Here is a 13,386-nt window from a genome sequence, read left to right as displayed (position 1 = left end):
TTAAGCATAGTTTTTGATAAGATTCAGCAAAACTTATCCATGAGAAAATTACTTCTACCATTATTTTTCCTTCTCCTCATTCATTGTAAAAAACAGGAACCCATCCAAGTTAAAGCTGACTTAATGGAAGTCCTTGAGGAAAAACCTTCTGATAAATATCTTCCGCCACCTCCCTCATCGCCGAAAGAAGAAATTCCTAATAGCTCAGCAGCAACAGTCGCTTCAACATCCAATAAAACAGAAAACGGAGCTGTCAAAAACGGAGATACGATTTCAAAGAAAATCATCAAAAATGGAGATATGAGGCTTCAGGTGGGAGATATTAAAAAAGCACAACTTCAGACCTCTGAAATTTTGAAAAAAAATCAAGCTTACATTCAAAAAGAAGAATTCCGAAATACAGATACCGATGAAAATTTAAATTTAGTCATTCGTGTTCCACACAAGAATTTTGATGCGTTAATCAATTCATTTTCTGATGGAATAGGCTCCGTTTTATCTAAAAACATTTCATCCAATGATGTTACTGAAGAATATACAGATGTTTCTATAAAATTAGCAAATAAGAAAATCTACCTTGAAAAGTATAGAGATATGCTTAAAAGTGCAGCCACAACTAAGGACATTCTTGAAATTCAGGAAAATATCCGAGAATTAGAAGATGAAATTGATGTTTCAGAAGGCAGACTTCGTTTCATCGATGATCGAGTAAATTACAGCACCCTGAATTTAAGTTTATATAAAGAAAAAGTAAGAAGTTCGGCTACTTCGAAAATTGGTTTTGGAAGCCGTTTTGGAGATTCTATTACAGAAGGCTGGAACAGTTTTGTGAGTTTTATATTGGGAATAATATCCTTTTGGCCTTTCTTTTTATTGATTCCTCTGATTGTCTTTTTATGGAGAAAATGGAGATCAAGAAGAAAAACAAAATAAGTTTTTTCGTCATTGCGAGGAGCGAAGCAACGAAGCAATCTCATTCATATTATTGTAAAATTGAGATTGCTTCACCTACGGTTCGCAATGACCTTAACAAGACTATTTACCTAAAACAAAAACAGCCGGAACTTTATGCAGTTCAGGTTTTTGTTTTTGCCATTCTTTTATCGTTTTTGTTTTGATAAATTCATGTTCAGGATCGTTGATATTGGCAGCGATACAAAGCTTTGTATTGGGTGAAAGAAATTTAGTTAGATCTTCAAAAAGGGCATTATTTCGATAAGGAGTTTCCATAAAAATCTGTGAATATCCTGTTCTTTGAACCAAGCCTTCCAGCTGAACAATCTGCTTTTTCTTTTCGCCTTTTTCAATCGGTAAATATCCATTAAAGCTAAATTCCTGTCCGTTAAAACCACTGGAAATCAAAGCTAAAATAATAGATGAAGGCCCTGAAATTGGGACAACACGAATGTTTTTTTCGTGACACCATTTTACGATCAGGTTTCCAGGGTCGGCGATACAAGGAAGTCCGGCTTCGGAAAGCAGTCCAAAATCCTGTCCTTTCAACATCAATTCCTGAGCTTCTTTGATATCTTTATTTTCGGTGTACTTATCTAATAAAAACAGTTTCAGATCCGATTGTTTTTTCTCGGGAGCAAAGAATTTAACCACCTTTCTTGCGGTCTTTTCATTCTCGACGAAGAAATAGTCCGTCTGCATGATATAGTCTTTCAAAACAGGCGAAAAATGATTAATAGAAGTGTTTTCAGATAAATAAGCTGGTAGTAAAAAAAGCATTTTATGTAGCGTTATGAATTATACATTATGTGTGAGCTGTTGAGCGATTGTATTACAACCTTCTTCCAACAGCTGGAAGACCTCTTCAAAATCATTCAGATCTCCCCAATAAGGATCCGGAACTTCTGTATTTTTGTGATTTCCGGCGGCTTCCAAAAACAAAGAAACTTTCTGACGATATTTTTCATTATTAGTTCTGGAAATAACTTCTTGATATACATTGATATCCATACAATAGATTTTATCAAAAGTTTCAAAATCTGATTTTACAATCGGTCTGGATCTTTGTTTTGAAATATCGATTCCGTGATTAGTTGCAATTTTGATGGATCTTGAATCGGGATGTTTTCCTTCATGCATAGAAATGGTTCCCGCAGAATCAACAAAAAAACTTTCAGGAAGCTTTACCTTCATAATACCTTCTGCTAAAGGGCTTCTGCATATATTTCCTAAACAGACCATCAATATTTTCATATCATTAAATCTAAAGTTTAAAATGTAAATTATAAAAAGTTGTCATTTTTCTTCTGACAAAACTAAACAAAAAATGAAGAATAATATTATTCTTCATCTTCGTTATCTTTAAGTAATGATCTTAGTGTTTGATTCTTTCTCCAAGTTCTTTTACGTATTTTTTCACTTCTTTGTCGATCTTAGAAACATCCTTGATCGTGTCACAGGCATACATTACTGTTGAATGGTCTTTTCCGCCCATTTCCATACCAATTTTAGTGAATGTAGAATTTGTTAATTCTTTTGAGAAGTACATTGCCAATTGTCTTGGAAGTGCGATTTCTCTTTTTCTTGTCTTGGATAAAAGCTGTTCTTTTTTAATTCCGAAATAATCACAAACAACTTCCTGAATGTAAGGAATATTAATGATTTTTTTCTGAGTTGCAGCAATTTTACTTATGGTCTCTTTTAACAATTCAAGACTCATATCTCTCTTATAAACAGTAGAGTAAGCAATTACAGAGTTAATAACTCCAATTAATTCTCTTACGTTCGTTTTAGTTTCAGTAGCTAGGAAATCTAGTATATCATCTGTTAAAACGATTCCGTCTCTACTTAATTTGTCTACAATAATTTGTCTACGAGTTTGTAAATCCGGAGATTTTATTTCTGCAGAAAGTCCCCATTTAAAACGAGAAACAATTCTGTCTTGGATATCCATAATATCTACAGGAGCCTTATCTGATGTAAGGATGATTTGTTTTCCGTTTTGATGCAAATAATCAAAAATGTGGAAGAAACTATCCTGTGTAGCAGATTTTCCGGAAAGGAACTGAATATCGTCGATAATCAGAACATCTACCATTTGGTAAAAATTAGCAAACTCAGTTTGCTTATGCGCTTTTGCTGCTGAAATAAACTGTTGAATGAATTTTTCAGAAGACAAATAAAGAACCACTTTATCAGGAAACTGGCTTTTTACTTCCAGACCAACTGCCTGTCCTAAGTGGGTTTTCCCCACTCCATAACCTCCATATAAGAACAAAGGATTGAAAGCTGTTGCACCAGGTCTTTTGGCGATAGATCTTGCTACAGTAGCAGCAAATTTATTGCTTTCTCCTTCTATATAATTATCAAATGAGAAATCAGCTTTTAGGTTAGAATCAATATTTACTTTTTTGATTCCCGGAAGTACAAAAGGATTAACGATATTAGATGAAAAGCCTTGAGGCATTGTTTCTTGAACTTTCGGAGTAGGAACACTTTTCCCTTTCATATTCATTGTAACAGGTTTTTCTAAACCAAAAGGCTTATTTTCCATTACAGAATACCATAATTTAACTCCTTTACCAATATTTTTCTTTAGGGCAGCAGAAAGAAGGGATAGGTAATTATCCTCAATATATTCCTTGTAAAAATCACTCGGAACCATCAACGTAAGGTTGTTGTCAACCAAAGAAACTGGCTGAACCTTGTCAAATAGTAAGTCGAAAGATTTTTCAAGCTTTTTTAGATCAGAACTGTCTTCAGCAGCATTGAGATTATCTCGCATAAACTGAAGGCACCTCTGCCATATCATCATTAAATTTTCGTTCATTTTTATGCCCCGATTAATTCTTTGTTAGTCTCTTTTTAGGAGGAAGACAAAGTTCCAATTTTTTATTTTCATAAAAAAATTTTGGAGGTATTGATTATTTAAAAATATATTTGTATGTATATTTAAGCAACAAAAATGATACACACAACACACTCAATACGAGTACGTTACGGAGAGACAGACCCCATGAAATACGTCTATTATGGCAACTATGCAGAATACTTTGAAATTGGAAGAGTTGAGCTTTTTCGAAGCATCGGAATGTCATATGATGAGATTGAGAATCAGGGAATTTGGCTACCGGTTTCAGAGTATAAAATCAAGTATTTGAAGCCCGCATTGTATGACCAAGAATTAGAAATTCATACTTTCATAAAAAAAATTCCGGGGGTAAAAATTGAATTTGAGTATGAAATTTACAATTCGGAGCATATTAAAATTACAGAAGCTTCAACAACTTTATTTTTTTTGGATGCAAAAATGAACAAAATCATCAAGTGTCCTGATATTCTAATGAAGCTAATTGAAGACCATTGGAAATCTTAAAATTTAGAGTTCAAAATTTAAGATAACAGGCATTGGTTTTAAATTATTATTACCATATTTGAACTTCAATTCAGTACAAAAAAGAATATAATATATAAACAATTATGATGAAGATCGCATTTTTGGGTCCTCACGCAAGTTTCACTCAACTTGCCACTGCCCAATTATTCCCCAATGAAGAACTTTTGCCACAGACTAATATTTTAGACTGTTTTGAAGCCGTTGAAAAAGGCGAAGTAGATAAAGCTGTGGTTCCTTTAGAAAATTCAATAGAAGGCACCGTTTCAATGACGTTGGATTATCTATACAAAACCTCATCTATAAAGATAGAGGCCGAAGCGGTAATGCCTATCGCCCACCACCTGATGATTCATCCAGATAATGATGCTAATGAAATTGAGAAGATCTATTCTCATCCACAGGCATTGGCTCAGAGTTTCCATTTTTTAGATACTACCTATAAAAACGTTCAAAAACAGGATTTTTCATCAACTGCTGCAGCAGCAAAATATATTTCGGAACATCCTGAACTTAAAAGAGCGGCAGTTGCCAATCAGTTTGCGGCTAATTTATATGGTCTGAAAATTATCAATCGTAATATTCAGGATTTTGAGCAAAACCATACCCGATTTATTGTTATATCAAAACAACACAATATATATAATAATGAAGTGCTAGATGTTTTGGGTGAAAAATCAGGATTACTGATTACGTTACCTGAAGATCACGCGGGAGGCCTTCATCAGGTCTTATCTGTTTTCGCATGGAGAAAAATGAATTTAAGCAAGATTGAATCCAGAACACTAAAAACAGGTCTTGGGAATTATTTCTTCTTTATTAATGTAGTAGGAAAATGGGATGCTATATTACATGAAAATGCTTTAGAAGAATTAAAATCTATACACGCTGAAGTAGATTTTCTTGGAAATTATAAAGAGTTTCTTTTAAAAAGCTAAAACTAAAATTCTTACCCTAAAATTTATTAGATAGTGTCCCAATTTGAGACACTATTTATTTTTATACTTAGAGATTGCATAAAAAAATTTAAATATTTATCATAAAATTAGTTAACATTATCAAAATTTTAGAACAGTTTTAAACTCTTATATTTTAATATTTAGTCATTATCATTTCACTAAAAACAATAAGAAAAAATAAACCAAAACAACCATACTAAATTTAATATTTTCGATTTTAATTTAAATTATAAGAAAAAAATAAAAGTATAGGTAAATTGATCACACCTTACTCATTGCGATTTTCACAAAATAACACACGTTAAACTTATCTAAATATCATTTATAAGGTACAAATATTGTATAAATACATCAATATATAATTTATATTATGAAGAACAAACTTACAAATGCGATTTTTATCATCTTTTCAATGGCTATATTTGCTCAGGTTGGGATAAAAACATCAGATCCCAAATCTACACTAGACGTAAACGGAAATACAATGATTAGGCAAGTTCCTAAAACAACGACTCTTTCCGGTTACGAGATTATGGTACTTAACCAAAATAATTCGGAAGTATCACAGATTGACCCTGGTTCAATATTTACCAGCATAAAAACGAACCCTACCGTCTTCTCGGCAAAAAAGACATCCGGTATTTCTTTATTAAGTCTCACTCTATTTTCCACATGGAAACAAGTCAATTTTGTACAGGCAGACACCACAGTAGGTACTCCTACTTTATTATCGAATTCTGATAATTCCTATATTGTACCTGAAACCGGAGTGTATGCTGTAGGATTTTATTTCCGCTATGGATCCGGAATACAGGCATCTTTATTAACCGGCGGTCCGGGAATTGGAATTCTGAAAAATACAAATGGTAATTTTTCAGTGTTGGAAACAAGAAATTTTAACGGAATTAATTTAGGACTTCTAGCACTTACCATATCGGAGGCAAACATCAATTCTATCCACAATTTAAATGCTGGTGATAAACTATATTTTGGACTTACCAATAGCGGTGCTTTGGGAGCAAGTTCATTGAGTACAAGTGCTACTTCTTTTTATGTCTACAAAATATCCAATTAATTCACTTTAAAAAGATAAATTAAATCAATGATACTGCCTTATTCCAAGGGAGTATCATTTTTTTTATACGATACATAACTAAACAGTGATTTATTAAAATAGAACTCGTCAATTAAAAACAACTCTTTCAACTTATCAAATTCACATATATAACCCAATGTGTATCATAATTTTAATTATTAATTATGTTAAAATTAAAATTATAATACCACATCTTAATTTATGTTAAATAAATACTAAACAGCAGGCATAGTTTTTGCTTCACTACAAATAGAAAACTAACTGAATTAACCATCAATAATTAAATTATTTTGACATGAAAACTAAAATTTGTAGTGCAATTTTATCCCTTATCACCATTTCTGCATTTTCGCAAGTCGGGATCGGAACATCCACTCCAACTGCAATGCTGGATGTAAATGGAACAATGAAAATTAGAAGTATTCCAACGGCAACCTCTCTCACTGGTTACCAACTTCTGTTATCAAACCAAGGTACTGGTGGAGATTTTCAAATTGCTGAGATTACTCCACAAGCGTTTATTAGTTCATCAGTAAACGCATCTGTATTTGCAGCAAAAAAAACGACAGGTATAACTTTATTAAGTTTAGGAATATTTCCTTCTGGATTTCAGGTTGTAACTTTTTTACAAGCAGATGGAACTGTTGGAACTCCAGCACTTTTTACTGATACAGATCATACTTATACAGTTCCTTCTAGTGGCACATATGCAATTGGATTTTCTTTCCGCTATGGCTCTGGCCTTCAAGCTTCCTTGCTTACCACCGGCACCGGTATAGGTATCCTCAGAACAAGAGCCGCTGTAGCTACTCTTATTGACAACTGTACTTTCAGCGGTATTTCGGTTCCGCTTGTTTTAAGTTTAACCATTTCGGACAGTTCTATTAACTCACTGTATCCATTGCAAACCGGAGATAAAATATCATTCGGACTTACAGGAACCTCAGTTATTGATGCAGGAGTACTCGGATCCAGTATTGGATCTTTTTATATTTACAAAGTATCAAATTAAATAGCTTTCTATTTTCATTACTCAAATAATTTAGCCCATCATCTAATTTGTTGATGGGTTAATTATTGATGACCTTCTCCTACATTTATCTATATTTGATACATAAAACATATCAATGGAAAATTCCTTCTCAATTATATTACTTATATTTTTCTTTTTAATCTATTATAAACTCAACAAAAAAATAAATCATCTTGAGGATGAAATTGGCGAGCTTAAAAAAAATGCCTTTAAAAATATCCCAGTCACAGAGGCAAAACAAGAACAAACAATTCCTGAAGCATCCGCAGTTTTAGATGAAAACATTCAGGAAATTAAACAAAGTACTGAAGAACAAAATATTTCTGAAGAAGTTCTTTTACCTCCACAAAAAGATTGGACCACTCCAATTTTTGATTTCTTAAAGCAGAATGCATTAACGATTATTGGAATTTTCACGTTGGTTTTAGGAATTGGATATTTCGTTAAATACGCAATCGATAAAAACTGGATTGGTGAAACTGCAAGAGCCGGAGTTGGATTCTTAATCGGAGCCGGGATTATGTTGATTGGCCATTTTTTAAAGAAAAACTATTCGGTGTTTTCTTCTATCATTACAGGAGGTGGAATTTCAATTTTATACTTCACAACAACCATTGCCTTTAGAGAATATCAACTATTCAGTCAAAACATAGCTTTTGCCATCACATGCTTTATTACCTTAATTTCCATTTTACTCTCCTATTATTATAAGAGTGAAATATTAATTATCTTCTCATTATTTGGCGGCTTTTTAGCACCATTAATGATCAGTACCGGAGAAAGTAACTATCTTTTCCTATTCACTTACATCATGGTTTTAAACGTTGGAATGCTCACAATAGCATTTTTGAAGCAATGGAAAAGTGTCGGTTGGATCTCCTTTATTTTCACAACTGTTTATCTCTCTTATTGGACGATAGAAAAAACACAACTTTTAAGCATTTATTTTTACATAATCGCTTACATTATTTTCTATGCATTCGCATTACAGAGCTATGTAAGAAAAAGCATACTTTCTACTTTTGACATTTTAATGCTTGTGTTGATTAATTTCTCAAGCATCATTGGTTTAGTTTATATTTTTAATGAATTACAATATGAACCTATCATTATATTTCCGCTTATTTTTGCTTTTGTAAATAGCTTATTGCTTTTCAAAGAATACAATAAAAAAGAATTTACAACCAACTATTCAGTTTTTACAGGAATTACGATAAGTCTTGTTACCATTGCCGTTGCTTTGCAATTTAAAACCCATTTAATCACTACGGTTTGGGCTATTGAAGCCACTTTATTATTATTTATCTGGAAGAAAACAAATCTTAATATTTTCAAGATCTGTTTTTATGTCTTATTCCCTCTCGTTATTATAACACAAATGATCACTTGGGCAGAATATTATACTGTCAAGAATTTAGCAATTATTTTCAACCCGGTATTCTTAACAAGTTCGGTAACGGTAATTACTACTCTTACGAATTTGATTTTACTAAAAAAGCTTCCAGAAACACAAAAACAAGACAATAGCTTCTTTGAAAATACATTCAAAATTTTAAGTTTTGGAGTCATTTATTTTGCCTTGCTATTAGAAATCATTTATCATATTTCTGAGAGGCCTTCTTCTTTTATTTTCAGCATTGGAATCTTATTTAGTTTGTATTATCTTTTTGTAATCTTGTTATTCCGTAAAAAATTAGATATTAATAAAGATCTGGAAACCGTATTAATATCTATTTTCTTTTTTTTATTGATCCTTAATGTTACTTTTTCAGCATCAGAACTTGTCAACTCTATTTTACTAAAGAATATTAATAGCAATTTTTATATCGTACATCTACTCTATTGGATTCCTTTTGTCTATACTCTTTGGAAAATCTTACCCGAATCTGATTTCTTCAAAACAAAAATTTCTTATTGGTTAGCTTCCATTACCTTCGTTATTGTGATCAGCAGTGAATTGTATCATTTATATATTTTAGGAAACGCCACTAATCTCTCTACAGCATGGAAATTACAAAAGCACTTTAGTATTTTATACTTACCTATCATTTGGGCTATTCTTGCAAGTCTTTTTATTTATTCCGGTTTAAAGAAAAATATTACAGAACTAAGCAAAGTTGGCTTTGTACTTCTTGGGTTAATGATTTTAAAACTTTATGCCTACGATATATGGCAAATGGATAATATTTCAAGAATCATTGCTTTTATTCTGTTAGGTATTATCTTATTATTGAGCTCATTTATGTTCCAGAGATTAAAAAATATCATTAAAAATATGGTTGATAAAAAAGTTGAAAATGAAAACTTAGAATCTCAATAAAACATATTATTTATCGTTAAATTTTAATTTAAATTAAAATTCCATTCACATTCTATAAAAAATAACTATATTTATCAAGTTTTTAACAGTTATAGATTCCATAGACTATGAAAAAATTATTCTACTCTTTATTACTATTTGCTTCAGCAAGTTTATTTGCTCAAAAAAATACATCTACACAATTTGCCGTTGCCAATGATGTTGTTGGTACCGTAGATATGTTCACTACTAAAGGTGACATACTTCAAGGTAAGGGTGTTCTTAAAACGAAAGCTACCCTGCCTCAAAATCTTAAAAAATATGCTTATTTAGCAGATAACGGACTTACAGAATATAAGTTCAAAAAAGGATACGAAGGACAAGACAGACTTACAGTTGCTCAAATTAATCAAATGTACGGTGTTGATAAAGATGCTCCTGTTTTCATTGATGGGTACGAATTCAAAAATCCTGAAACAAAGATTTATGCAGAGATTTTAAACAATGTAGAAGTACAGGAAAATAATGGAAGAAAAGTTGTAACCTATACAAGTAAAGTAAAATAATTCTTCTCAATTATAATATATAAAGGATACTCAGTGAGTATCCTTTTTTGCTTTTAGTATTTAGTGCTCCATTTTTTCTTAAGCTCGTCATAAATTTTCTTTTCGGTGGCATTATTTCCTGGCTCGTATAATTTAGTATTCTTAATTTCTTGTGGGAGAAAATCCTGATCTACAAAATTTCCTTCGTAAGAATGGGCATATTTATATTCTTTTCCATAATCCATCTCTTTCATCAGTTTTGTGGGCGCATTTCTAAGATGTAAAGGAACAGGCAGATTTCCCGTTTGCTTTACGAGAGCCAGCGCTTCATTAATTGCCATATAAGCAGAATTACTTTTTGGAGATACTGCGAGATAAATAGCTGTTTCACTTAATATGATTCTCGCTTCTGGATTTCCAATGACATTCACTGCTTGAAAACAATTATTAGCAATCATCAGAGCAGTCGGGTTGGCCAAGCCAATATCTTCAGCAGCTAAAATAAGCATCCTTCTCGCAATGAATTTAATATCTTCTCCTCCCGAAATCATTCTTGCTAACCAATAAACAGCTCCATTGGGATCACTCCCGCGCATCGATTTAATGAACGCCGAAATAATATCATAATGCTGCTCTCCATTTTTATCATACAGCGCCATTGTTTCCTGCAAAACTTCAAGAACATCTGAATTAATGATTTCTTTGGTGTCAGAATTTTTATACTGATTAAGAACCAATTCCACAGAATTGATCAATTTCCTTGCATCACCTCCAGAATATTGAATTAAAGCTTCTTTTTCTAAGATCGTAAAATCTGTATTTTCATCTTTGTTAAATCTTTCAGAAGAAATATCAACAAGCTCTTCCAATTTTTCATAACTCAATGCCTTCAGAACATACACCTGACTTCTTGAGAGCAATGCCGAAACCACTTCGAAGCTTGGATTTTCTGTAGTAGCACCAATTAATACGATCCAGCCTTTTTCAACTGCATGAAGAAGAGAATCCTGCTGAGATTTATTAAAACGGTGGATCTCATCAATAAATAAAATAGGAGATTTCCCTGAAAACAGATTTTGACTTTTAGCTTCATCAATGATATCACGCACATCTTTTACTCCAGAAGAAACTGCGGATAGTTTATAGAAATTCCTTCCTGATTTCTCAGAAATAATTTCCGCTAAAGTTGTTTTCCCTGTTCCCGGAGGTCCCCAAAAAATAAGAGAATTTAAAGCATCATTCTCCAGCATTTTCCTTATTGTTCCTTTTTCTCCGGTAAGGTGCTCCTGCCCAAGAACTTCATCTAAGGTTTTCGGTCTTAATTTTTCAGCTAATGGAATATTTTGATTCAAGATGCTAGATTTGATTTAAAGTGATTTTTTTCAATGTTAAAGATGACAAAGTCTGTATAAAAATTACGATTTTGAATCTGTAAATATACAAAATCGATGAACGCCGAAATTTATCCGACGAAACATCTATTTACGCTCTGAAACTTATAACAAATTTAAACTATTTTAATTTTTTTACCCTACTTTTGCATTGTTTTGAAACTTAGATTCAATAAAATAATCACTTTTCCTTTGGTAGTTTTAATAAAATTTTACCAATGGTTTATCTCGCCTTTACTTCCCAAAAATTGTCGTTACGAACCTACTTGTTCCCATTATATGGTAGAGTCTTTGCAAGTTCACGGTATTTTTAAAGGATTTTGGCTCGGAGTGAAAAGAATTTCAAAATGTCATCCTTGGGGAGGAAGCGGCTATGATCCTGTTCCTCCAAAAAAGTAAAATCAATATACAAACTACTAAAAAAATAGAAATGAGTAATATTTTTTTCAGAATTTACCTTGTCGCATTTGCCTTTATTACCCAGTGTTTTTTCGCACAGGATTACCAGGCAAGTTTATCAGACGGAACTTTGAAAGTAAATTCAACGGAACTTCCTGTAAAAATTTATGCAACTACTGAAGCCACTGATCTGGGCGGATTTGCCGATAAAAAAATAGACAATAATATTTTGGTAATTCTAAACGAATCCAACTTTGAGCCTAGCTATTATAATTTCAGCGCTCAAACGTTGGCAAGATTCAAAGACAATCAATATCAGTTTTTTGACAAGAACTTTAAATTAATTACAACAGGAGTTACTCAGGAAAATATCGACACCTTTAAATATGCCGTAAAATCCAGCAAGCCAATTGCTGAGACTGATAAGGTAGAATTGGAAACTCCGTTTAAGATTTGGGATCCTTCAAAAGGAATTCAGTTAGGACCAATTACTTTGCATTTTTATAGCTTAATGTTCATTTTTGCTTTTGGATTAGGCTATGTTTTAATGGCTAAAATATTCAAGATTGATAATGTTAACATAAAATATTTGGAGCCTCTTTTCACCTGGACTTTAATAGGAACCATTTTGGGAGCAAGATTAGGGCACGTTATTTTCTATCAACCGGAATTATTCAAAGAAGATTTTTGGAGTGTATTTTTACCGATAAGCACTAAAAACGGATTTAAATTTACCGGATTTTCAGGATTGGCAAGTCACGGAGCTACGATTGCTTTGATCTTCACAACGCTTTATTATTCGTTTAAAATCATCAAGAAAAACCCGTTCTGGGTATATGACAGAATAGGAATTGTAGTTGCTTTAGGAGGAGCCTTTGTAAGAATGGGTAACTTTTTCAACTCTGAAATTGTAGGAAAACCAGTGGATCCTAGTTCACCATTCGCTATATTTTTCCCTCAACAAAGCAGTGAGTACGGCGCAACCGTTCCACGTTATCCTACCCAGTTGTTTGAAGCATTCGGTTATGTTTGCCTATTCGTCCTATTATGGGTTCTGTATAAAAAAACAAACAAAAAATATCAGCAAGGATGGTTGTTCGGATTGTTCTTTATCATTCTTTGGGCAATCAGATTCTTTGTAGAATTTTTAAAGATGCCTCAAGGAGACGAATTCATTCAATTTGCAGGTTTAAATACCGGACAAGTACTTTCTATTCCTTTTATGATCGCAGGATTTGTCATTATGATTTATTCTAAGAAATTCAAAATCACAGAAGCTGAAAACGGGAAACCAGAATAAGCTTACTTTACAATAT

General features: G+C 32.4%; 13 protein-coding genes. 9 read left to right on the top strand and 4 right to left on the bottom strand.

Annotated features, from left to right (window positions below; genetic code table 11):
- Positions 1 to 39: 39 nt before the first annotated feature.
- Entirely contained in the window at positions 40 to 933 is an 894-nt protein-coding gene (locus BUB80_RS01655; RefSeq protein WP_073290306.1) for a DUF4349 domain-containing protein, read from the top strand.
- Between the two features lie 102 nt (positions 934 to 1,035).
- Here the strand turns inward: BUB80_RS01655 and BUB80_RS01650 are convergent, their stop codons facing one another.
- From BUB80_RS01650 to dnaA, 3 genes are all read right to left on the bottom strand, one after another.
- The gene (locus BUB80_RS01650; protein WP_073290305.1) at positions 1,036 to 1,734 is read right to left on the bottom strand and encodes an SAM-dependent methyltransferase; all 699 of its coding nucleotides are present in this window, start codon (positions 1,732 to 1,734) and stop codon (positions 1,036 to 1,038) included.
- Positions 1,735 to 1,752: 18 nt separating this feature from the next.
- Positions 1,753 to 2,208, bottom strand: coding sequence for a low molecular weight protein-tyrosine-phosphatase (locus BUB80_RS01645; protein WP_073290303.1), 456 nt, complete (start codon positions 2,206 to 2,208; stop codon positions 1,753 to 1,755).
- 121 nt (positions 2,209 to 2,329) lie between these two features.
- Positions 2,330 to 3,784, bottom strand: a complete 1,455-nt coding sequence (gene dnaA / locus BUB80_RS01640) for a chromosomal replication initiator protein DnaA (protein WP_054510733.1) — start codon at positions 3,782 to 3,784, stop codon at positions 2,330 to 2,332.
- Positions 3,785 to 3,919: 135 nt separating this feature from the next.
- On the opposite strand from dnaA, the gene BUB80_RS01635 reads away from it, so the two are divergent.
- The 6 genes from BUB80_RS01635 to BUB80_RS01610 all read left to right on the top strand — a co-directional run bounded on the left by BUB80_RS01635 (position 3,920) and on the right by BUB80_RS01610 (position 10,301).
- Positions 3,920 to 4,330, top strand: coding sequence for an acyl-CoA thioesterase (locus BUB80_RS01635; protein WP_073290301.1), 411 nt, complete (start codon positions 3,920 to 3,922; stop codon positions 4,328 to 4,330).
- Between the two features lie 107 nt (positions 4,331 to 4,437).
- Positions 4,438 to 5,286, top strand: coding sequence for a prephenate dehydratase (gene pheA, locus BUB80_RS01630; RefSeq protein WP_073290529.1), 849 nt, complete (start codon positions 4,438 to 4,440; stop codon positions 5,284 to 5,286).
- A 391-nt stretch (positions 5,287 to 5,677) separates the two neighbouring features.
- Positions 5,678 to 6,382 (top strand): hypothetical protein, encoded by a 705-nt coding sequence (locus BUB80_RS01625; protein WP_073290299.1) that lies wholly within the window; start codon positions 5,678 to 5,680, stop codon positions 6,380 to 6,382.
- A 316-nt stretch (positions 6,383 to 6,698) separates the two neighbouring features.
- Positions 6,699 to 7,415 carry a hypothetical protein gene (locus BUB80_RS01620; RefSeq protein ID WP_073290297.1) on the top strand — a complete coding sequence of 239 codons (717 nt, stop codon included), beginning with the start codon at positions 6,699 to 6,701 and terminating at the stop codon, positions 7,413 to 7,415.
- A 115-nt stretch (positions 7,416 to 7,530) separates the two neighbouring features.
- Complete coding sequence (locus BUB80_RS01615) at positions 7,531 to 9,756, top strand: DUF2339 domain-containing protein (protein ID WP_073290295.1); 2,226 nt, start codon at positions 7,531 to 7,533, stop codon at positions 9,754 to 9,756.
- A gap of 107 nt (positions 9,757 to 9,863) precedes the next feature.
- Positions 9,864 to 10,301, top strand: coding sequence for a hypothetical protein (locus BUB80_RS01610; RefSeq protein ID WP_073290293.1), 438 nt, complete (start codon positions 9,864 to 9,866; stop codon positions 10,299 to 10,301).
- A 53-nt stretch (positions 10,302 to 10,354) separates the two neighbouring features.
- Here the strand turns inward: BUB80_RS01610 and BUB80_RS01605 are convergent, their stop codons facing one another.
- Positions 10,355 to 11,632 (bottom strand): replication-associated recombination protein A, encoded by a 1,278-nt coding sequence (locus tag BUB80_RS01605; protein ID WP_073290291.1) that lies wholly within the window; start codon positions 11,630 to 11,632, stop codon positions 10,355 to 10,357.
- A gap of 195 nt (positions 11,633 to 11,827) precedes the next feature.
- On the opposite strand from BUB80_RS01605, the gene yidD reads away from it, so the two are divergent.
- Both yidD and lgt read left to right on the top strand, forming a co-directional pair.
- Positions 11,828 to 12,070, top strand: coding sequence for a membrane protein insertion efficiency factor YidD (gene yidD, locus BUB80_RS01600; protein WP_073290289.1), 243 nt, complete (start codon positions 11,828 to 11,830; stop codon positions 12,068 to 12,070).
- Positions 12,071 to 12,503: 433 nt separating this feature from the next.
- A complete protein-coding gene (lgt, locus tag BUB80_RS01595) occupies positions 12,504 to 13,370 on the top strand; it encodes a prolipoprotein diacylglyceryl transferase (protein WP_073290527.1) in 867 nt (288 codons plus the stop codon).
- The last annotated feature ends 16 nt before the right edge of the window (positions 13,371 to 13,386 follow it).

Origin of the sequence: Chryseobacterium polytrichastri (assembly GCF_900142445.1) — a bacterium.
Taxonomy (GTDB): Bacteria; Bacteroidota; Bacteroidia; order Flavobacteriales; family Weeksellaceae; genus Chryseobacterium; species Chryseobacterium polytrichastri.
The sequence above is the reverse complement of the archived record's forward strand: the minus strand, read 5'-3'. Positions and strand labels throughout refer to the sequence as shown.

What these genes read in the sequence shown, in the direction of transcription:
- BUB80_RS01615 (WP_073290295.1), top strand. Translation starts at nt 7,531, where the DNA reads ATGGAAAATTCCTTCTCAATTATATTACTTATATTTTTCTTTTTAATC.
- BUB80_RS01655 (WP_073290306.1), top strand. Translation starts at nt 40, where the DNA reads ATGAGAAAATTACTTCTACCATTATTTTTCCTTCTCCTCATTCATTGT.
- pheA (WP_073290529.1), top strand. Translation starts at nt 4,438, where the DNA reads ATGAAGATCGCATTTTTGGGTCCTCACGCAAGTTTCACTCAACTTGCC.
- dnaA (WP_054510733.1), bottom strand. Translation starts at nt 3,784, where the DNA reads ATGAACGAAAATTTAATGATGATATGGCAGAGGTGCCTTCAGTTTATG.
- BUB80_RS01645 (WP_073290303.1), bottom strand. Translation starts at nt 2,208, where the DNA reads ATGAAAATATTGATGGTCTGTTTAGGAAATATATGCAGAAGCCCTTTA.
- BUB80_RS01620 (WP_073290297.1), top strand. Translation starts at nt 6,699, where the DNA reads ATGAAAACTAAAATTTGTAGTGCAATTTTATCCCTTATCACCATTTCT.
- BUB80_RS01635 (WP_073290301.1), top strand. Translation starts at nt 3,920, where the DNA reads ATGATACACACAACACACTCAATACGAGTACGTTACGGAGAGACAGAC.
- BUB80_RS01650 (WP_073290305.1), bottom strand. Translation starts at nt 1,734, where the DNA reads ATGCTTTTTTTACTACCAGCTTATTTATCTGAAAACACTTCTATTAAT.
- BUB80_RS01625 (WP_073290299.1), top strand. Translation starts at nt 5,678, where the DNA reads ATGAAGAACAAACTTACAAATGCGATTTTTATCATCTTTTCAATGGCT.
- BUB80_RS01610 (WP_073290293.1), top strand. Translation starts at nt 9,864, where the DNA reads ATGAAAAAATTATTCTACTCTTTATTACTATTTGCTTCAGCAAGTTTA.